The sequence below is a fragment of the Heterorhizobium halophytocola genome, assembly GCF_017873095.1.
Lineage (GTDB): Bacteria > Pseudomonadota > Alphaproteobacteria > Rhizobiales > Rhizobiaceae > Allorhizobium > Allorhizobium halophytocola.
Genome location: NZ_JAGGJU010000003.1, coordinates 191,185 through 210,592 on the forward strand (window position 1 = coordinate 191,185; position 19,408 = coordinate 210,592).

Below are 19,408 nucleotides of genomic sequence, written 5' to 3' on the forward strand. Positions count from 1 at the left end.
CGCCACAGACCCTGCCGCCATCGAGCCTGCCGCCATCGATCCGCGCGTCGTCGAAGAGGCGATGCGCATCGCCGAGGCCCTGGTCTTTGCCTCGTCGGGGCCTGTGTCGGAAGGCTTCATCGCCGACCGTCTGCCGCGTGGGGTCGATATCCGCGCGATCATGGAGAGCCTGAAGGCCGTTTATGCGCCGCGCGGGGTCAATCTGGTCCAGGTCGACGGTCACTGGGCCTTCCGCACCGCCGCCGACCTCTCCTTTGCCATCCGCACCGACGAGACGGAAGTGCGCAAGCTGTCGCGCGCAGCCCTCGAAGTGCTGGCGATCATTGCCTATCACCAGCCGGTGACCCGCGCCGAGATCGAGGAGATCCGCGGCGTGCAGACCTCCAAGGGCACGCTCGACGTCTTGATGGAGGCGGGCTGGGTGCGCTTTCGCGGGCGCCGGCGTTCGCCCGGCCGTCCCGTCACCCTTGGCACGACGCGCGACTTCCTCGATCATTTCGGGCTGGAAGAGTTGCGCGACCTGCCCGGCATGGAAGAGCTGAAGGCCGCGGGGCTGCTGTCGGGTCGCATCCCGCCGAACTTCCAGGTGCCGCTGCCCTCGGCCGAAGACGGGCTCGACGAGGACGAGGATCCGATCACCCAGCTCGATCTGGAGGAACTCGGCCTCTTGACTCCTGGCGGTGAAGCGGAGGAATAGGGTCATCTTTTTCGAGGCAAGCAGGCGACCGGCCACCGGATCCGTCGGAGTGTGAATGATAGCGAAGACGATGGCCGAACCGCATTCTGACGACGGAGCGCCGCAGCGCCATCCGCGTCTTGCCGTGACCTTTGCCGCACGTCTGTCCTTCGATGATGTGCACCACAGCTATCACGGCAAGGAGACGATCCGCGGCGTCAGCCTGACGGCGGAACCGGGCGAGGTCCTCTGCCTGCTCGGCCCCTCCGGATCGGGCAAGTCGACGCTGCTGAAGATTGCCGCCGGCATCGAGGCGCAGTCGCGCGGACGGGTGATGATCAACGACCGCGAGGTCGCCGGCCCCCTGGCCTTCCTGCCGCCGGAAAAACGCGGCATCGGCCTGATGTTCCAGGACTTCGCGCTCTTTCCCCATATGACCATCCTCGACAATGTCCGCTTCGGCCTGACGGCGCTCGGCCGCAAGGCGGCGGTCGCCGAGGCGCACGAGGCGCTGGACCGGGTCGGGCTTGCCCATTACGCAGCCTCCTATCCGCATGTTCTGTCGGGTGGCGAGCAGCAGCGCGTCGCCCTTGCCCGGGCGCTTGCTCCGCGACCCGGTGTGCTGCTCATGGACGAGCCGTTTTCCGGGCTGGATTCGCGGCTGAAGGACACGATCCGCGCCGACACGCTGGCGATCCTGCGCGAAAGCCGGGCGACGGCGATTGTCGTCACCCACGATGCCGAGGAAGCCATGCGGATGGCCGACCGCATCGCACTTTTGCGTGATGGTGCGCTGGTCCAGGTGGGCGATGCGCACGAGATCTATCGCCGTCCGGCAGACCTGTTCGCGGCCTCCTTTTTCGCCGAGATCAACGAGTTCCAGACCCGGGTGCAGCAGGGGCGCGTCGAGACCCCGCTCGGCACCGTGCCGGCGGGCAATCATGCCGACGGAACAAGGGTTTCTGCGGCGGTGCGACTGTCGGATGTCACCGTCGCAGCGCAGGGGGGCGAGATCCCGGCACGCGTCCTGTCGCGACGTTTCATCGGTGTCGTCGAGATCCTCGAACTGGCCGTGCCCGGCTCGGAGCGGGCGATCCGCTCTCGAATTCGTGCGGACTTGCTGCCGAAAGGCTTGCGGGACGTGACGATCAGTGTAAAGCAGCAGGATATTTTGGTGTTTGAAAAAGAGCGCTAAAATCCTTACATCGATCTGACTGAGACATATGGGAGTTTGCAGTATGGGTTCTTTGAGCGTGTGGCACTGGCTGATCGTGCTGGCGATCGTGCTTCTTCTTTTTGGCCGCGGCAAGATCCCCGAGCTGATGGGCGACGTTGCCAAGGGCATCAAGAGCTTCAAGAAGGGCATGTCCGACGACGACAAGGACGACGTCGATGTCAAGCCCGTCGAGCACAAGGCCGACGAAACCAAGTAACCTTCTAGGTTCGGCGCGGCATCCGCCTTCAGCGCCGTCAGGAGCCTTTCTATGCTGGACATAGGTTGGAGCGAGCTTCTCGTCATCGCGGTCATTCTGATCGTGGTGGTGGGGCCCAAAGACCTGCCGCAGATGCTGCGCGCCTTTGGCAAGATGACCTCGCGCCTCAGACATACGGCCGGTGAGTTCCGGGCCCAGTTCGACGAAGCGCTGCGAGAGGCCGAGCTGGACGACGTCAGCAAGACGATCTCCGACGTGCGCAAGTTCAATCCCCGTTCGATAGTGCGCGATGCCGTCAGCCCGCTGATGCAGGCGGGCGACGATATCCGCTCGGAGCTGAGCAAGGCGACATCGGTCCCCGATCCGCTGAAGCCCGAGATGGCCGATCCTCTGCCCCCGCCGGTGACATCGCAACTGGTCGAACAGCCGTCCATCATGCCGCCGGCTGCCCCGGTCGAGGCGAACGAGGCCGCGCCGGCCAAGCCCAGGCGCGCCGCGGCGAAGAAGGCGCAGGCCGTGGAAATGGCCGAGCCGGCCACATCGACCAAAAGCCGGGCAACGGCGCCGGCCAAGACGGCCGCGACGAAGAAGGGCAAAGCCGCCACGGCCAAGCCGGCAACCAGGGCCAAGGCGGCCGCCGCCCCGGCAGCAGCCAAGGCGAAGGCCACGCCGGCCGCTGAAGCGCCCGTCGCCGCCAAGGCGAAAACCGCTGCAACGCGTGCCAGGAAGAACCCTGCCGCCGCGAAGGACAAGCCATGACCGGCGATATCGAAGACAAGCCCCAGCCGCTGCTGGAACACCTGATCGAACTGCGCACCCGCCTGATCTGGTCGATCGGCGCCTTCTTCCTCGCGTTCCTGGTCTGCTTCTTCTTTGCCAAGGATCTCTTCAACCTGCTGGTCGTGCCCTATAAATGGGCGGTCCTCTGGGCCGGTCTCGACGTCAAGAAGACCGAGCTGATCTATACGGCGCCGCAGGAATTCTTCTTCACCCAGGTGAAGGTCGCCATGTTCGGCGGCCTGGTGATCGCCTTTCCGATCATCGCCTCGCAGATCTACAAATTCGTGGCACCCGGTCTCTACAAGAACGAACGGGCAGCCTTCCTGCCGTTCCTCGTGGCCTCGCCGATCCTGTTCCTGCTGGGCGGTGCGCTCGTCTATTTCTTCTTCACCCCGATGGTGATGTGGTTCTTCCTGTCGATGCAGCAGGCGCCGACCGACGGCGAAGTCGCGATCTCGCTGATGCCGAAGGTCTCGGAATATCTGAGCCTGATCATGACCCTGGTGATCTCCTTCGGCCTGGTGTTTCAGCTGCCGGTGGTCACAACGCTTCTGGCCCGCGTCGGCATGATCGACAGCAAATGGCTGGCATCCAAGCGCAAATACGCGATCGTCTTCGCCTTCATTGCCGCGGCCATCCTGACGCCGCCCGATCCGATGTCCCAGATCGGTCTTGCGCTGCCCACCATCCTTCTCTACGAGATTTCCATCCATGCGGCTCGACTCGTGGAGAAAAACCGGGCGAAAGCAGCTCTTCAGACTTCCGACGAGACGGACAGTCCGGAATAGGGCGTTCGCCTTTCTCCACCCAAGCGTGCCCCAACGCGCCGAGCCGGACTGCATGATCTCATGCGCTCCGGCCGGCTAGAACTCGACTGGGAACCGGTACGCACAATGCTTGACATCAAATGGATCCGCGACAATCCCGAGGCTCTGGATGCGGCGCTGGCAAAGCGCGGCGCGGAGCCGCAGGCCGCAACCCTGATCGCGCTTGACGAGACGCGTCGCTCCGTCGTCCATTCGCTGCAGGAAATGCAGTCCCGTCGCAACGCCGCCTCCAAGGAGATCGGCGCGGCCATGGGGCAGAAGAACATGGAGCTTGCCGACACGCTGAAGGCGGAAGTCGCAAAGCTGAAGGAAAGCCTGCCGCAGGCCGAGGAAGAGGAGCGGGTCGCGAGTGCCGCACTGGCCGACCGGCTTTCCAGCCTGCCGAACATTCCGCTCGATGACGTGCCCGAGGGCGCCGACGAGCATGACAATGTCGTTGCCCGCACGACCGGCCAGAAGCCCGGCTGGAACCATCCGGCGAAGGAACATTTCGAGATCGGCGAAGCCCTCGGCTACATGGATTTCGAACGTGCCGCCAAGCTGTCGGGCTCGCGCTTCACGGTGCTGACCGGTCCGCTGGCACGGCTCGAACGGGCTCTTGGCCAGTTCATGATCGACCTGCACACCGGCGAGCATGGCTATACGGAAGTCTCCTCGCCGCTGATGGTGCGCGACGAGGCGGTGTTCGGTACCGGCCAGCTGCCGAAATTTGCCGAAGACCTGTTCAGGACCACCGACGGCCGCTGGCTGATCCCGACGGCGGAGGTGACGCTCACCAACCTCGTCTCGGGGGAAATCCTCGAACAGGAAAAACTGCCGCTGCGCTTCACCGCGCTGACCCCGTCCTTCCGCTCGGAAGCCGGATCCGCCGGCCGCGACACCCGCGGCATGCTGCGCCAGCACCAGTTCTGGAAATGCGAGCTTGTGTCGATTACCGATGCGGAAAGCGCGATTGCCGAGCATGAGCGGATGACCGCCTGCGCCGAAGAGGTGCTGAAGCGTCTCGGCCTGCATTTCCGCACGATGACGCTCTGCACCGGCGATATGGGCTTTTCCGCGCGCAAGACCTACGATCTGGAGGTCTGGCTGCCGGGGCAGAACACCTATCGCGAGATTTCGTCCTGCTCGGTCTGCGGCGATTTCCAGGGGCGGCGGATGAATGCCCGCTACCGGGCGAAGGATGACAAGGCGACGACCTTCGTTCATACGCTGAACGGGTCGGGCACCGCCGTCGGCCGCTGCCTGATCGCGGTGATGGAGAACTACCTGAACGAGGACGGTTCGATCACCGTGCCAGACGTGCTGCTGCCCTATATGGGCGGTCTCACGCGGATCGAGAAGGCGGACTGAGGACGGCTGATGCGCATCCTCCTGACCAATGACGACGGCATTCACGCCGAGGGCATCAAGGTCCTCGAGCGTGTCGCCCGCACGCTGTCCGACGATGTGTGGGTGGTGGCGCCGGAAAGCGACCAGAGCGGTCTGGCGCATTCGCTGACGCTGTCCGATCCGCTGCGCATGCGCAAGCTCGACGACCGGCACTTCGCCCTGCGCGGCACGCCGACCGACTGCGTCATCATGGCGATCCGCGAGGTGCTCGACCGCAAGCCGGATCTGGTGCTTTCGGGCATCAATGTCGGCGCCAATCTGGCCGACGACATCACCTATTCCGGCACGGTTGCCGGTGCCATCGAGGGCGCCCTGCAGGGGGTGCGTTCGATCGCCCTCAGCCAGCTCTATGATTATGCCAATCCCGAGCACGGCGTGCCCTGGGAGGTCGGCGAGACGATCGGGCCCGGGCTGATCCGGCAGCTGATCGAGACGGACCTGCCGGCCGGCAGTTTCCTCAACGTCAATTTTCCCCGCTGTGCGCCCGCCGATGTCAGGGGCGTCGAGGTGACGGCGCAGGGCAAGCTCGATTTCGGCCTTGAAGTCGAAAAGCGCCAGGATGGCCGCGGACTTCCGTATTACTGGCTGCGCTTCGGTCAGCGGATCACCGAATTCACCGCAGGCACCGATCTGCACGCGATCAGCGAGAACAAGGTCTCGGTTTCGCCGTTGAAGGTCGATACGACGGATTATGCGGCGCGCGACAGCGTGGCCAGAGCTTTGGGGCTTGGAGTACCGGATTGAAGACAGGCATGATCGAAAGGGAAGGCTTTGCCGCCCTGGTTTTGCGTCTGCGGGCCGAAGGCATTTCGGATCTCGATCTCCTGACGGCCGTCGAGCAGACGCCGCGCTCCGCCTTCGTGCCGTCCTACCTGGCGGAGCATGCCTATTCCAGCCGCTCGATCCCGCTCGACTGCGGTTCCTTCATGGAAGGGGCCGATCTGACGGTGCGCATGCTGCGGCAACTGAACGTCAAGCCCGCCCACCGGGTGCTGGAAATCGGCACCGGCAGCGGTTTCATGGCGGCGGTGCTCGGCCGGATGTCCGAGCGTGTCCTGTCGCTGGAGCGCTATCGCGGACTTGCGACCGACGCGCAAAAGCGGATCGATGACCTCGGTTTGAAGAATGTCGTGGTGCGGCTTGCCGACGGTTCTGCCGGGGTGACGGGCGAGGGGACCTTCGACCGGATCATCGCGACGGCCGCCTTTCCCGAGATGCCGCGTTTCATGGCCGAGCAGATGGCGTCGGGCGGCGTGGCGGTGGTGCCGGTGATCGTCGACGAGGGCCGCTGCATGCTGACCCGGCTCGCCAAGACAGGCAGCCGTTTCGAGCGCGAGGAGCTCGGTCCCGTGCCGTTTCTGCCGCTCGAGCCGCGCCTGTCGCTCTGCCTGTGAGGGGCCGATTCCCGGATGCCTGTTGCGGGGAAAATCCGGAAATAGTTCATGCCCTGGGGGTCGGATTAACGGCCCGGTAACACTAACGCGCTTTAATCAACTCCACATCCAGTTGCGTATTTGTGGAACGAGTTATGCGTCAGAGTGAATCACCGACAAACGGTTGGTCCGTTGCCCGCATCGTTGCGGCCGCCCTCCTCGCCAGTGCTGCCACGGGCTGCAGTTCGGACGCCAGCCGCTTCTCCAGTTTGATGCCGAGCCATGACGAGCTGACGACCGCGTCGATCAACAACCAGCGCGCTCCGGTGCCGGCGGCCAGTGTCGGAAACGGCGGTTATGCGGCCCCGCAGATGGGCCAGCAGGACTACGGCGCGCGGAGCCAGGCCATGGCCCAGCCTTATCCGTCTCAATCCTATCCCTCCGAACCGTCCTCGGCCGCCCGCCGTTCGTCGCAGCCGGTCGCCGTCGAGCGCTCGGCGCTGGCAGCCCCCTCGGATGCGCCGAACCAGGCGTCTTCCTCGAGCGGCAATCGCCAGATGGCGCTGGCCCAGCCGATGCCGGCAAGCGCGGCAAGCCAGCAGCCCCGTCGCATCGAGCCGGCCTCGTCCGGCAATCGCGAGCAGCTGGTGACCGGCAGCAATCCGTCGCGCGTCGCCGCCCAGCCGGCCTCGCTGCCGGATCCGGGCAATGTGCCCGTGCCGCATAATTCGCCGGAGCAGAAGGTCGCCCTCCTGCCCAAGCCGACGACGTCGCGGGTCAAGCAGGAAGGCTCGGCCGATAGCGCCAATGCCGGCAATTCCGACAGCGATCCGGGCGCCTATGTGGTCCGTCCGGGAGACTCGCTGGCCAAGATCGCCCGCGACACCGGCACCAGCGTCGATGCGCTGAAGAGCGCCAACAATCTGAGCAGCGTCACCATCCGCGTCGGCCAGAAGCTCAAGGTGCCGAGCCAGGGTGCCGACATGGTCAAGACCGCGAGCGTTCCGGCCTCTTCCAAGCCCTCGGCGGAGCCGGCTGTGGTCAAGGCCGAGCCGGTCGTTGCCAAGGCCGATCCGCAGCCGAGTTCGGCCGCGTCGGAAAGCGTCGGGCAGGTTGCCAGCGCCGATCCGCAGGCAAGCGCCCCGCAGAGCACCGGCATCGGCAAGTATCGCTGGCCTGTCACCGGCGCGGTGATCGCCAAATACGGCCAGAATGTCGGCGGCAAGCGCAATGACGGCATCGACATCTCGGTGCCGGAGGGCACGCCGATCAAGGCTGCCGAAAACGGCGTGGTCATCTATGCCGGCAACGGCCTGAAGGAACTGGGCAATACGGTGCTGGTGCGCCATCAGGACGGAACCGTGACGGTCTACGGCCATGCGGATGCGCTCAGCGTCCAGCGCGGCCAGAAGGTCCAGCGTGGCCAGCAGATTGCGAAATCCGGGATGAGCGGAAGCGCGAAACGTCCGCAGGTGCACTTCGAAGTGCGCAAGGACGCCAGCCCCGTCGACCCCATGACATTCCTGGAATAGTGTTTTGCGTATCAGGATGTAAAGCAGAAGGTCCGGTGCAAACCGGGCCTTCTTGCTGTCCGGGGCAAGCCTGTCTCAGGCACCTGGCAGGGGCTTGCGCAGGCGCCCGGCGAGATCCTGGATATATTGCCATGCCACGCGCCCCGAGCGACCGCCACGGGTGGTGGCCCATTCGAGCGCTTCATGGTGCAATTGCGCGCGCTCAAGCCCCAGGTCGAAATGGTCGGCATAGCCGTCGATCATCGCCAGATAGTCGTCCTGGCTGCATTTGTGGAAGCCGAGCCAGAGGCCGAAACGGTCCGAAAGCGACACCTTCTCCTCGACCGCCTCGGACGGATTGATCGCCGTCGACTGTTCGTTTTCCATCATGTGGCGGGGCAGGAGATGGCGCCGGTTCGACGTGGCGTAGAACAGGACATTGTCCGGGCGCCCCTCGATGCCGCCGTCGAGGGCTGCCTTCAGCGACTTGTAGGCGGTATCGTCATGGTCGAAGGACAGGTCGTCGCAAAACAGGATGACGCGGTAGCGGGCGCCCTTCAGCACGTCGAGCAGCTGCGGCAGCGTGTCGATATCCTCCCGGTGGACCTCGACCAGTTTCAGCCGGTCGTGGCCCGCGGACCGGATATCGGCATGCACGGCTTTGACCAGGGACGACTTGCCCATGCCGCGCGCGCCCCACAGCAGCACATTGTTGGCGGCGAAGCCTTCGGCGAAGCGCAGCGTGTTTTCGTGCAGGATGTCGCGCACATGATCGACGCCGCGGATCAGGGTCAGGGCCACGCGGTTTGGCCGGGGCACCGGCTGCAGGTGGCGACGTTCGGGCGACCAGACGAAACAGTCGGCGCTCTGCCAGTCGTTTTCGGCAGGCGCCGGGCCGGCGATCCGCTCGACGGCATCGGCCAGACGCCGCACTTCCAGGATCAGGTCATCGATTCTCTTCGCCATGATGTCTCCCGTTCACCGCTTTCGGGGCGGTCTGAATACATGCTGGCGCTGCGGGTAACACGGCAAATTGCCCGCAGAAAGGATTACAGGCGCAAAATCGGTACGCAGAAGGCCTGTTTGTGTTGCATTCCACCCTTGCAACAATATATTCCGGCCACCTGTCGAGGCATATGTGCCGCGCCTTTCTGTAAAGATGAGGGAGTCTTCTATGTTTTTCACACCGGCATATGCCCAGGACGCCGCTGCTCAAGGAGTAGGTGGTTTTGGTTCGGGCATGGAAATGCTTTTCCTGTTCGTGCCGTTGATGGTGGTCTGGTACTTCTTTCTGATCCGTCCGCAGCGTGCCCAGATGAAGAAGCGTCAGGAAACCCTCTCGTCGATCCGTCGGGGTGACCAGGTTGTCCTCGGCGGCGGCATCATCGGCAAGGTGTCGAAGGTGGTCGACGACAACGAACTCGAAGTCGAGATCGCCGACGGTATCCGTGTCCGTGCCATGCGCACCCATGTGGCCGAGGTTCGCGTCAAGGGCGAACCGGTCAAGACCGACGCGAAGTCCTGAATGGCAGGCGCGGGGCATTCCCCCGCGCCTTTGCTCAATTATGTAAGCCCCAACCCCGGAAATCGAGACCTACATGCTGTACTACTCGCGGTGGAAGACCCTGATAATCTGGCTGATCGTCGTCGTCAGCGTGCTGTTCGCCGTACCGAACCTTTTCACCAAGGACCAGCTGGATCGCTTTCCGTCTTTCCTGCCCAAGGACAAGGTCACGCTTGGCCTCGATCTGCAGGGCGGTTCCTACATCATGCTCAAGCTGGAGCGCGGCGACATCGTCAAGGACCGTCTGGAGACGGTGGTCGGTGATGTGCGCACGGCGCTCCGCGACAAGAGCATTCGCTATACCGGTCTTGCCGGCAATGGCCAGACGGTCCAGGTGCGCATCAGCGATACGACCCAGTTGCAGGCCGCCAAGGATGCCCTGAACGACCTCACCGCGCCGGTCAGCGTCGGTGGTCTGACGGGCGGTACCGTGCAGGAAGTCTCGCTGGACGACGCCGGCGACGGCCTGCTGCGGCTGAACCTCACCGATGACGGCATCAATTACCGGGTCTCCTCGGCGCTGACGCAGTCGATCGAGGTGGTGCGCCGCCGCGTCGACGAACTCGGCACCACCGAACCGGTGATCCAGCGCCAGGGTGAGGACCGCATCATCGTTCAGGTGCCCGGGCTGCAGGATCCGCAGCGTCTCAAGGCCCTGCTCAACCAGACCGCCAAGCTGACCTTCCACATGGTCGACAGCTCGATGCCGGTGCAGGAGGCGATCAGCGGTCGCCCGCCGGCAGGCTCCGAGGTTCTCTATTCGACCGACGAACCGGCTGTGCCCTATCTGATCCAGAAGCGCACCCTGGTCTCCGGCGAAAACCTCACCGATGCCCAGGCGACCTTCAACCAGCAGAACAACGAGCCCGTCGTCACCTTCCGTTTCGACAGCCAGGGCGCCCAGCGCTTCGCCCAGATCACCACCCAGAATGTCGGCAAGCCGTTTGCCATCGTCCTCGACAACCAGGTGATTTCGGCACCGGTGATCCGCGAGCCGATCGTCGGCGGATCCGGCCAGATCTCGGGTAATTTCTCCGTGCAGGGGGCCAACGACCTGGCCGTGCTGCTGCGCGCCGGTGCATTGCCGGCAACACTGACCATCGTACAGGAACGCACCGTCGGTCCGGGCCTTGGCCAGGACTCGATCAATGCCGGCATGAATGCCAGCATCATCGGCGCGATTGCCGTCGTGGTCTTCATGCTGCTCTTCTATGGCGGTTTCGGCGTCATGGCGAATATCGCGCTGGTCGCCAACGTGATCATGATCTTCGCCGTGCTGAGCATCATCGGATCGACGCTGACCCTGCCGGGTATCGCCGGTATCGTGCTCACCATGGGCATGGCGGTGGACTCCAACGTGCTGGTCTTCGAGCGTATCCGCGAAGAGGTGAAATCCGGCCGTTCGCTGGTCCAGGCGATCGAGATCGGCTTCAACAAGGCATTCGCCACCATCGTCGACGCCAACCTGACGACGCTGATTGCCGCAGCCGTGCTGTTCTTCCTCGGCTCCGGTCCGGTGCGTGGCTTTTCGGTGACGCTTGCCGTCGGTATCATCACCACCGTCTTTACCGCCTTCACCATGACCCGCTGGCTGGTGGCCACCTGGTATCGCTGGCGGCGGCCCAAGCATCTGCCGAAGGGCATCCGCACCGGTATCTTCGATGCGCAGAACATCCGCTTCATGGGCATCCGCCGCTATATCTTCACCGGCGCCGCCATCCTGTCCGTTGCCTCGCTTGTCGGCTTCACCACCGTCGGCCTCAATCTCGGCATCGACTTCAAGGGTGGCTCGATCATGGAGCTGAAGGCGCGCCAGGGCGATGCCGACATTCGTGACATCCGCGAGCGGCTGACCACCCTCAATCTCGGCGACGTCCAGGCCCAGGGCTTCGGCGATCCAGCCAGCGTTCTGGTGCGGGTTCAGGCTCAGGACGGCGGCGACGGCGCCCAGCAATCGGCGATCGCCAAGGTTCGCGGCGAACTCGAGGACAACTACGACTTCCGGCGTGTGGAAGTGGTTGGCCCCGTGGTCTCGGGCGAGTTGACCCGCAGTGCGACCATCGGTGTCGCCGTGGCGCTGCTGGCGATCCTCGTCTATATCTGGTTCCGCTTCGAGTGGCAGTTTGCCGTGGGTGCGATCATCGCCACGCTGCATGACGTGATCCTGACGCTCGGCCTGTTCGTGGCACTCGGCATCGAGTTCAACCTCACCAGTATCGCGGCCATCCTGACGATCATCGGTTACTCGCTGAACGACACGGTGGTGGTCTATGACCGCATGCGCGAAAACCTCAGGCGCTATCGCAAGATGCCGCTCGACGTGGTGATCGACACCTCGATCAACCAGACACTGTCGCGCACGGTGCTGACCAGCTCGACGACGCTTCTGGCGCTTCTGGCGCTCTACCTGTTCGGTGGCGAAGTCATTGCCTCGTTTACGCTCGCCATGCTGTTCGGCGTGTTTGTCGGCACCTTCTCGTCGATCTATATCGCGGCACCGGTGCTGATCGCCTTCAAGCTGCGTCCGGAAAGCTTTGCGGACGACAAGGACGATGCGCCGGCCGGCGCCAACAAGGCGCAGGTCTGAGCTGTTGGCAAAGGGAATCATCATGCGCGATGCGCATTTCCCGGGGCGTGCGCCGGTGGATGCCTATGGCAATGGCGGCTTTCGCTTTGCCGACATGTCGCATCGCGGCTCTCTGCTGATGCTGCCGTCGGGGGTGCACGGATGGGACATGGCCGAGGGGGATCCGCTCACCGCCGACCGTTTCCAGCAGGTGCTGGATGACGCCGACGGTATCGAGGTCCTGCTGGTCGGCACCGGCATGGGGATGGTCCCCCTGCCGGCCGAACTGAAGGCGGCGCTGAAGGCCAGGGGGATCGCCAGCGATCCGATGAGCACCGGCGCTGCGGTGCGCACCTACAACATCATGCTGGCGGAAGAGCGCGCCGTCGCTGCCGCGCTGATCGCGGTGGTCTAGCGGCACCGTCCGCAGGTCGTTGCCGGGGCGCCGGGCAGGCGGCAATGTCATTGGTTTTGCCGCGTCCGGACGTCGACCGCCAAGGATCGCCGCAACAGCCATCAAGAGGTCATCGGTGAGCCAAGCTCGACACGACAATGCGGCGGAAAGCCTGGGAATGTTGCGGGATCTCGATCGCGACCGCTACCTGGCCTGCCTGCTGTCTCCGGCAGACAGGCGCGAGGCGCTGGCGGCCCTTTATGCCTTTGCCGCCGAACTGGCACGCGTGCGCGACGTGGTGCACGAGCCGCTGCCCGGCGAGATCCGGTTGCAATACTGGCGCGACCTGCTGGACGGCAAGGCGCATGGCGAGACCCAGGCCAATCCTGTCGCAACGGCCCTGATGGCGGCCGTCGAGACCCATCATTTGCCGAGGGCGCCGCTTCTGGCGATGATCGATGCGCGACTGTTCGACCTCTATGACGATCCGATCGAAAGCCGCGGCATGCTGGAAGGCTATGCCGGCGAAACGGCCTCGGCGCTGATCCAGCTGGCAAGCCTCGTGCTGGATCCCAGGGCGGCCGCCGGTCATGCGCAGGCGGCCGGCCATGCGGGGATCGCGCAGGCGATCGCCGGACTGATCCTGTTGATGCCGATCCATCGTCGTCGCGGCCAGGTCTATCTGCCGGTCGAGCTGCTGACCTCGGTCGGCCTCGACCGCGAGAGCTTCCTGCGGATCGACAAGGATCCGCGTCTCGATGCAGCGATCGAAGCCTTTGCGGGGCTCGGGCGAGAGCATTTGCAGAAGGCGAGGGAAGCAGGGCGCCCGCCGGCGGGGCTGATGCCGGCCTATCTGCCGGCGACGCTGGCAGAGCCCGTGCTTATCAAGGCGTCGCGACTGGGCGGCCGCATTCTGTCCACCGATATCCGGCCGGGCCAGCTGCGTCGCCAGATCAGGATGGTGTCGGCGCTTGCCATGCGCCGGCTGTAGCATCCAGCCGTTGCTGCCCTGTCTTCAGATCACAGCATTCGCGCAAGGCTCGGCTGGTACGACGCCTGAACCGCAGAACCCAGAGACGCATCACATCCTGATGCGCGGGAGACGAAGTTGAGCTTTTTTTCGTGGGCCTTCATATTCGGCCTGGTCATTGTCTTTGCCTATTTCTCGACGCGGCTGACCAAGCGGGAGGACGAGGAGGGCCTGGGCGATACCGGGCTTGCCATCCTCGAATTCGGCCGGGCCTTTCCCAATGAGGCGATCCGCAGCCTGCACACGACGGCCGACCAGCAGACGGTCTTCGTCCGGCTGTTCGACAATCGCGCCGGCTTCATGCGCCAGACGCGGCATCATTATGCCTGCCATCTGATCGAGCCGGGCACGATCCGGGTTCAGCCGCTGGCTGACGGCAAGGGATTTGCCGTCGAGTTTCGCGAATTTCCGTCGCAGTCCGGCGAGTTCCGCTTTGCCAACGTCAAGGAAGCGGCGGAAGTCTCGCTGTGGATGCTGGAGAATCAGGTGGCGCCGCAGCATGGCGGACCTCTGCCGGACGGACCGCTACCCTCCGTCTGACACCGGGCCGGGTCGATCGGGCTTACAGCACCATGCCGCCGGATGCCTCGATGCGCTGACCGTTGATCCAGCGATTGCTGTCGCCCAGCAACGAGGCGATCAGCGGACCGATATCGTTGGCAACGCCGACACGGCCGAGCGCCGTCATGCCGGCGACCATCTTGTTGACCTCCGGATTGTCACGCACCATGCCGCCGCTGAAATCGGTGGCGATGGCGCCGGGTGCGACCGTATTGGCGGTGATGCCGCGTGCACCCAGTTCCTTGGCGAGGTAGCGCGTCAGCACCTCCACGGCGCCCTTCATCGCGGCATAGGCGGCACTGCCGGGCACGGAGAATCGGGTGAGACCGGAGGAGATGTTGACGATCCGTCCGCCGTCCCGGATGAGCGGCAGCAGCGCCTGCGTCAGGAAAAAGACGCCCTTGAAATGGACATTGTAGAGCCCGTCGAGCTCCGCCTCGGTGGTCGCCTCGATGGCGTTGTGGTGCGACGTACCGGCATTGTTGACCAGATAGTCGATCCGTTCGGCCCCGTATGTGCCGAGTGCGGCCTGCACCTGCGTGACGAAAGCGGAGAAGGAGGAGGTGTCGCCAGTGTCGAGCTGCAACGGGATCGCGCGCTGTCCGAGATCGGCAACAGCGGCCGCAACCTTGTCGGCTTCTGCACGATTTGCATGATAGGTGAAGATCGTGTCGACGCCGCTCCCGGCCAGCGCCAGCACGGTGCTGCGGCCGAGCCCGCGACTGCCACCGGTGACGAGCGCGATCTTGGGCGTTGAGTTTTCTGTGTTTTCGACTTGCATGATGGAGCTCCGGGCGTTTTGATAGGCGCGCACCTTAGGAGGCGGCTTTTGACATTTGAATGCCGGAACTCGCCTGCTTCTTGCCTATTTCTGCTTCGGATGCTGCCGAAGACCCGACAACCGGATCAGGGGAACATGGGATGATCGAAGAACTGCTGCAGGCCCTTCGTGGCTATGCGGAACGACAGTCGGGCGACAGCCCCTTCGTCACGACGATCGACGGCGTCATCGTGCTGCGCGCCGATCATGCCAGGCCGCCGTCGCACCTGATCCACAAGCCGGCGCTCTGCGCGGTGGTGCAGGGCGCAAAGGTGACCAGCTTCGGCGACCGTGACTACGCCTATGCCGCGGGCAAGGCGCTGGTCGTCAGCGTCGAGATGCCGGCCTGCGGCCGCGTCGTCGCGGCAAGCCCCGACGAGCCATTTCTGGGTGTCGTGATCGAATTCGATCCCGGCATCATGCAGGAGGTGATGGAGGGACTGGACGAACCGCCGGCCGCCAGCGGCGAGCCGGGCGCCGGCGCCCTTGTGGCCGATCTCGACGACCGGCTGGCCGACTGCGTGCTGCGCGCGGTGCGCCTGCTCGAAACGCCGAAGGCGATCCCGATGCTCTATCCGGCTGTGATGCGGGAGATCTGCTACTGGCTGCTGACGGGGCCGCATGGCGGCGAGATCGCGCGGCTGACGCTCGGCAACAGCCATGCGCGCCGCATCGTCGATGCGGTGCATTTCCTGCGCGACCGCTTCGCCGAGACGCTGCGCATCGACGACCTTGCGGCCGTGGCCCAGCTCAGCCCCTCCGCCTTCCATCGGCAGTTCAAGGCGCTGACCGCGATGACGCCGCTGCAGTATCAGAAAAGGCTCAGGCTTCTGGAGGCGCGGCGGCTGATGCTGTCGGGCGCGCTCAATGTCGAAACGGCGGCCTTCCAGGTCGGCTACGAGAGCCCGTCGCAGTTCAGCCGCGAATATGCCCGGCTGTTCGGCACGCCGCCGAAAAAGGATATCACCGACCTCCGGCAGCAGGCTGCCTGAGGCGTAGCACCGGCTCGCGGCCTATTCGGCGGCCGGCAGGCCGAGCCAGGTCCGGCAGTCGGCAAGCGCACGCGCCGCCATCAGGTTCTTCTTCATCACTGACTTGTCCTTGCCGCGGAACCGATGCACGCCCTCGGGCTTCTTGATCGAGCCGGGTGCGAGGTCGGGAAACAGGCCGAAATTGACGTTCATCGGCTGGAAGGAGCGCTTGCCGGGCTCCTCGTCATTGACCAGATGGCCGCCGGTGATATGGCCGAGCAATGCGCCCATGGCCGTCGTCGGCGGCGGAGGGGGCAGCGTTTCGCCCTTGCGTTCGGCGGCGGCGAAGCGGCCGGCCAGCAGGCCGATCGAGGCGCTTTCGACATAACCCTCGCAGCCGGTGATCTGGCCGGCAAAGCGCAGGCCCGGCCGAGATTTCAGCTGCAGCGTATGGTCGAGCAACACCGGCGAATGGATATAGGTATTGCGGTGCAGGCCGCCGAGCCGCGCGAATTCGGCATTCTGCAGCCCGGGAATCATCCGGAAGATCTCCGCCTGCTCGCCGTAGCGCAGCTTGGTCTGGAAGCCCACCATGTTGTAGAGCGTGCCGAGCGCATTGTCCTGGCGCAGCTGCACCACGGCATAGGCCTTGACCGTCGGATTATGCGCATTGGTCAGGCCCATCGGCTTCATCGGCCCGTGCCGCAGGGTTTCGCGACCGCGTTCGGCCATGATCTCGATCGGCAGGCAGCCGTCGAAATAGGGCGTGCCTTCCCATTCCTTGAAGCCGACCGTGTCGCCGCCGATCAGCGCGTCGATGAAGGCGTTGTACTGCGCTTCATCCATCGGGCAGTTGATATAGTCCTTGCCGGTGCCGCCCGGGCCGACCTTGTCGTAGCGCGACTGGTACCAGCAGATATCCATGTCGATCGTATCCTTGTGGACGATCGGGGCGATGGCGTCGAAGAAGGCCAGCGCATCCTCACCGGTCTGGGCGCGGATGGCCTCGGCAAGTGCTGGCGAGGTGAGGGGGCCGGTTGCGATGATCGCCTGGTCCCAGTCCTCCGGCGGCAGGCCGGAGACCTCCTCCCGCACGACCGTAATCAGCGGGTGTTCGGCAAGCGTCGCGGTGACGGCTTCGGAAAAACCGTCGCGGTCGACCGCCAGCGCGCCGCCTGCCGGAACCTGGTGCCGGTCGGCGCAGGCCATGATGACGGAATTGGCAAGCCGCATTTCGGCATGGATGACGCCGACCGCATTGGCCGTGGCGTCGTCCGAGCGGAACGAGTTGGAGCAGACCAGTTCGGCGAGGCCATCGGTCTTGTGCGCATCGGTGCCGCGCACGCCGCGCATTTCGTGCAGGATCACGGGCACGCCGGCATGGGCGATCTGCCAGGCCGCTTCGGAGCCGGCGAGGCCGCCGCCGATCACGTGAATGGGGGAAAAGTCAGGCTTTGTCGTCATGGGCGCTGCCATATCACGGTCCATCGCCGGATGAAACGGGCATTCTTGCGGGCCGGCGGCAAGTCCGTGCTCTTCCGATCCGGTCGCCCGGTCAGGTCTGGAGGGTGAGTGTGCGGATACGCTCGGCCAGCGCCGGATCGACCGGATTGTAGAGCATCAAGGTCAGATCCGGCCGGCCATCGACGGCGAAGGTCGAGAATTCCAGTTCGATCAGGCCGAGATCGGGATGTTTCAGCTTCTTGATGCCGTCGCCATGGCCGTGGACCTCGTTTTCATGCCAGAGCTTTTCGAATTCCGCGCTTTCGCGGCAGAGTTCCTCGACCAGGGCGTTGACGTCCGAGGTGGCGCCGGCGCGCACCGCATCCGCGCGGAAGGAACCAACCGCGAATCGCGCCAGGTTTTCCCAGTCGTGCTGTTTTGCCCGCTTTTCCGGGTCGCAGAACAGGAAGCGCAGGATATTGCGCCGGTCGGGCGGCAATGCGCTGTAGTCCGTCAGCACGACGGTCGCCGCGCGGTTCCAGCCGACGACATCCCAGGTCGCCGTCTTGACCACGGCCGGGCAGGTGTCGAACCGGTCGAGCAGGCGCTGCAGTCGCGGGCTGACGCCATCCTCCGACCGGTAGCGGGTTTCGGGCGGACGGCCGAGGCCGAGCAAAAAGAGATGTTCGCGCTCGGTCTCGGTCAGCATCAGCGCATTGGCGATCCGGTTCAGGACGTCGCCGGAGGGCGCGCCGCCACGGCCCTGTTCAAGCCAGGTATACCAGGTCGGACTGATATTGGCCCGCTGGGCGACTTCCTCGCGCCGGAGCCCGGGCGTGCGCCGGCGGCCGGCAAAGCCGAAGGTGGCCGGATCGAGCCGCGCGCGGCGAACCTTCAAGAAGGCGGCGAGGGACTGGGAGGGGTCTGGCGACATGGGCTGCCCGGTAGTTACTATACTAGGATAAGGTCACTACTTTAACAGGATAACGGCGCAGGCGATAGTGCGCTCCTTGCTATCGAAGGAGACTTAACACCATGCGTATCTTTGTTACCGGCGCCAGCGGTTTCATCGGCTCGAGGGTCGTCACGGCACTGATCGGAGCCGGCCACCAGGTAATCGGCATGACCCGATCCGAGGCCGGTGCGGAAAGCCTGAAGGCGGCCGGTGCGGAACCCTATCATGCCTCGCTGGAAGAGCCCGACACCCTGCTGGGCGCCGTGGACAAGGCCGATGGCGTCATCCACCTGGCCTTCGACCATGACTTTTCCCGGTTTGTCGAGAATTGCCAGAAGGACGCCCGCGTGATCGCGGCCCTCGGCCAGGCGCTGAAGGGCTCGGATCGTCCGATGCTGATCACCTCGGGCACCGGGATCGGCAGCCCGTCGGACGGCGGCCCGGCACGGGAGGACATCTTCAACACCGATCATCCGAATCCGCGGATCGCCTCCGAAATGGCCGGCAACGCGCTTCTCGACGAAGGGGTCAACCTGTCGGTGGTCCGCCTGCCGCAGGTGCACGATCCGGTCCGCCAGGGCCTGATCAGCCCGCTTCTGGATATCGTCCGGGAAAAGGGCGTCTCCGGCTATGTCGGGGAGGGACGCAACCGCTGGCCGGCCGGGCATGTCGAGGATGTCGCGCAGGTCTACCGTCTGGCGATCGAGCGGGCAGTTGCCGGCGCGCGCTACCATGCGGTTGCCGAGGAGGGCATTCCGGCCCGCGATATCGCCGAAGCACTGGCGCGCGGCATGAAGGTCGAGGCTGTTTCGGTGGCGCCCGAGGATGTGCAGGCCCATTTCGGCTGGATGGGCATCTTTGTCGGCCTCGACATGCAGGCCACGAGCGAATGGACAAGGCAGACCCTTGGATGGAATCCGACAGGTCCGACCCTGCTCGAAGACCTTGCTGCCATGCGGTACTGAAGGCCGGCCGGCGAGCCTTGCAAGAGGCACACCGTGTCCCACCCGCAAAACGCAAAAACGGCGCCCGGAGGCGCCGTCAGACTGCTGACAAACCTCTTTGAGGTCTCCGCGCAGCTTGATTGATTCCGATCCGTTCTGGTTTCGATTCAG

The 19,408-nt window shown here is 64.7% G+C and carries 20 protein-coding genes; 16 read left to right on the forward strand and 4 right to left on the reverse strand.

Going from position 1 to position 19,408, the window contains the following annotated elements:
- Nucleotides 1-61: 61 nt before the first annotated feature.
- The 9 genes from scpB to J2Z17_RS06425 all read left to right on the forward strand — a co-directional run bounded on the left by scpB (nt 62) and on the right by J2Z17_RS06425 (nt 8,010).
- Nucleotides 62-697 (forward strand): SMC-Scp complex subunit ScpB, encoded by a 636-nt coding sequence (gene scpB, locus J2Z17_RS06385; protein WP_209943755.1) that lies wholly within the window; start codon nt 62-64, stop codon nt 695-697.
- Nucleotides 698-767: 70 nt separating this feature from the next.
- Entirely contained in the window at nt 768-1,871 is a 1,104-nt protein-coding gene (locus tag J2Z17_RS06390) for an ABC transporter ATP-binding protein (protein ID WP_245223934.1), read from the forward strand.
- A 43-nt stretch (nt 1,872-1,914) separates the two neighbouring features.
- The gene (locus J2Z17_RS06395) at nt 1,915-2,109 is read left to right on the forward strand and encodes a twin-arginine translocase TatA/TatE family subunit (RefSeq protein WP_209943288.1); all 195 of its coding nucleotides are present in this window, start codon (nt 1,915-1,917) and stop codon (nt 2,107-2,109) included.
- Nucleotides 2,110-2,160: 51 nt separating this feature from the next.
- Nucleotides 2,161-2,868, forward strand: a complete 708-nt coding sequence (gene tatB / locus J2Z17_RS06400) for a Sec-independent protein translocase protein TatB (protein WP_209943290.1) — start codon at nt 2,161-2,163, stop codon at nt 2,866-2,868.
- Nucleotides 2,865-3,677, forward strand: coding sequence for a twin-arginine translocase subunit TatC (tatC, locus tag J2Z17_RS06405; protein ID WP_209943292.1), 813 nt, complete (start codon nt 2,865-2,867; stop codon nt 3,675-3,677). Before tatB ends, tatC begins: the two co-directional genes overlap by 4 nt.
- Nucleotides 3,678-3,782: 105 nt before the next feature.
- Entirely contained in the window at nt 3,783-5,066 is a 1,284-nt protein-coding gene (gene serS / locus J2Z17_RS06410; protein ID WP_209943294.1) for a serine--tRNA ligase, read from the forward strand.
- 9 nt (nt 5,067-5,075) lie between these two features.
- Complete coding sequence (gene surE / locus J2Z17_RS06415) at nt 5,076-5,849, forward strand: 5'/3'-nucleotidase SurE (RefSeq protein WP_209943296.1); 774 nt, start codon at nt 5,076-5,078, stop codon at nt 5,847-5,849.
- Between the two features lie 8 nt (nt 5,850-5,857).
- Nucleotides 5,858-6,499, forward strand: a complete 642-nt coding sequence (locus J2Z17_RS06420) for a protein-L-isoaspartate(D-aspartate) O-methyltransferase (protein ID WP_377300212.1) — start codon at nt 5,858-5,860, stop codon at nt 6,497-6,499.
- 134 nt (nt 6,500-6,633) lie between these two features.
- A complete protein-coding gene (locus J2Z17_RS06425) occupies nt 6,634-8,010 on the forward strand; it encodes a peptidoglycan DD-metalloendopeptidase family protein (protein WP_209943300.1) in 1,377 nt (458 codons plus the stop codon).
- A 75-nt stretch (nt 8,011-8,085) separates the two neighbouring features.
- Here the strand turns inward: J2Z17_RS06425 and J2Z17_RS06430 are convergent, their stop codons facing one another.
- Nucleotides 8,086-8,955 (reverse strand): ATP-binding protein, encoded by an 870-nt coding sequence (locus J2Z17_RS06430; RefSeq protein ID WP_209943302.1) that lies wholly within the window; start codon nt 8,953-8,955, stop codon nt 8,086-8,088.
- A gap of 208 nt (nt 8,956-9,163) precedes the next feature.
- Between J2Z17_RS06430 and yajC the strand changes: the two genes are divergently transcribed.
- The 5 genes from yajC to J2Z17_RS06455 all read left to right on the forward strand — a co-directional run bounded on the left by yajC (nt 9,164) and on the right by J2Z17_RS06455 (nt 14,083).
- Nucleotides 9,164-9,514, forward strand: coding sequence for a preprotein translocase subunit YajC (yajC, locus tag J2Z17_RS06435; protein ID WP_209943304.1), 351 nt, complete (start codon nt 9,164-9,166; stop codon nt 9,512-9,514).
- Between the two features lie 73 nt (nt 9,515-9,587).
- Nucleotides 9,588-12,140, forward strand: a complete 2,553-nt coding sequence (gene secDF / locus J2Z17_RS06440) for a protein translocase subunit SecDF (RefSeq protein ID WP_209943306.1) — start codon at nt 9,588-9,590, stop codon at nt 12,138-12,140.
- A 4-nt stretch (nt 12,141-12,144) separates the two neighbouring features.
- Nucleotides 12,145-12,534 carry an Mth938-like domain-containing protein gene (locus J2Z17_RS06445; protein ID WP_209943308.1) on the forward strand — a complete coding sequence of 130 codons (390 nt, stop codon included), beginning with the start codon at nt 12,145-12,147 and terminating at the stop codon, nt 12,532-12,534.
- Nucleotides 12,535-12,691: 157 nt separating this feature from the next.
- Nucleotides 12,692-13,504 carry a phytoene/squalene synthase family protein gene (locus J2Z17_RS06450; RefSeq protein ID WP_209943756.1) on the forward strand — a complete coding sequence of 271 codons (813 nt, stop codon included), beginning with the start codon at nt 12,692-12,694 and terminating at the stop codon, nt 13,502-13,504.
- A 117-nt stretch (nt 13,505-13,621) separates the two neighbouring features.
- Nucleotides 13,622-14,083 carry a hypothetical protein gene (locus J2Z17_RS06455; RefSeq protein ID WP_209943311.1) on the forward strand — a complete coding sequence of 154 codons (462 nt, stop codon included), beginning with the start codon at nt 13,622-13,624 and terminating at the stop codon, nt 14,081-14,083.
- A 22-nt stretch (nt 14,084-14,105) separates the two neighbouring features.
- Here the strand turns inward: J2Z17_RS06455 and J2Z17_RS06460 are convergent, their stop codons facing one another.
- A complete protein-coding gene (locus tag J2Z17_RS06460; protein ID WP_209943313.1) occupies nt 14,106-14,885 on the reverse strand; it encodes an SDR family NAD(P)-dependent oxidoreductase in 780 nt (259 codons plus the stop codon).
- A 140-nt stretch (nt 14,886-15,025) separates the two neighbouring features.
- Here J2Z17_RS06460 and J2Z17_RS06465 point away from each other — a divergent pair, with 140 nt between their 5' ends.
- Nucleotides 15,026-15,916, forward strand: a complete 891-nt coding sequence (locus J2Z17_RS06465; protein ID WP_209943316.1) for an AraC family transcriptional regulator — start codon at nt 15,026-15,028, stop codon at nt 15,914-15,916.
- Nucleotides 15,917-15,937: 21 nt separating this feature from the next.
- Here J2Z17_RS06465 and trmFO read toward each other — a convergent pair whose 3' ends face one another.
- Together trmFO and J2Z17_RS06475 are read right to left on the reverse strand one after the other, a co-directional pair.
- Nucleotides 15,938-17,359 (reverse strand): methylenetetrahydrofolate--tRNA-(uracil(54)-C(5))-methyltransferase (FADH(2)-oxidizing) TrmFO, encoded by a 1,422-nt coding sequence (gene trmFO / locus J2Z17_RS06470; protein ID WP_209943318.1) that lies wholly within the window; start codon nt 17,357-17,359, stop codon nt 15,938-15,940.
- Nucleotides 17,360-17,450: 91 nt separating this feature from the next.
- The gene (locus tag J2Z17_RS06475; protein ID WP_209943320.1) at nt 17,451-18,272 is read right to left on the reverse strand and encodes a helix-turn-helix transcriptional regulator; all 822 of its coding nucleotides are present in this window, start codon (nt 18,270-18,272) and stop codon (nt 17,451-17,453) included.
- Between the two features lie 101 nt (nt 18,273-18,373).
- Between J2Z17_RS06475 and J2Z17_RS06480 the strand changes: the two genes are divergently transcribed.
- Nucleotides 18,374-19,258 (forward strand): SDR family oxidoreductase, encoded by an 885-nt coding sequence (locus tag J2Z17_RS06480; protein WP_209943322.1) that lies wholly within the window; start codon nt 18,374-18,376, stop codon nt 19,256-19,258.
- Nucleotides 19,259-19,408 lie beyond the last annotated feature (150 nt).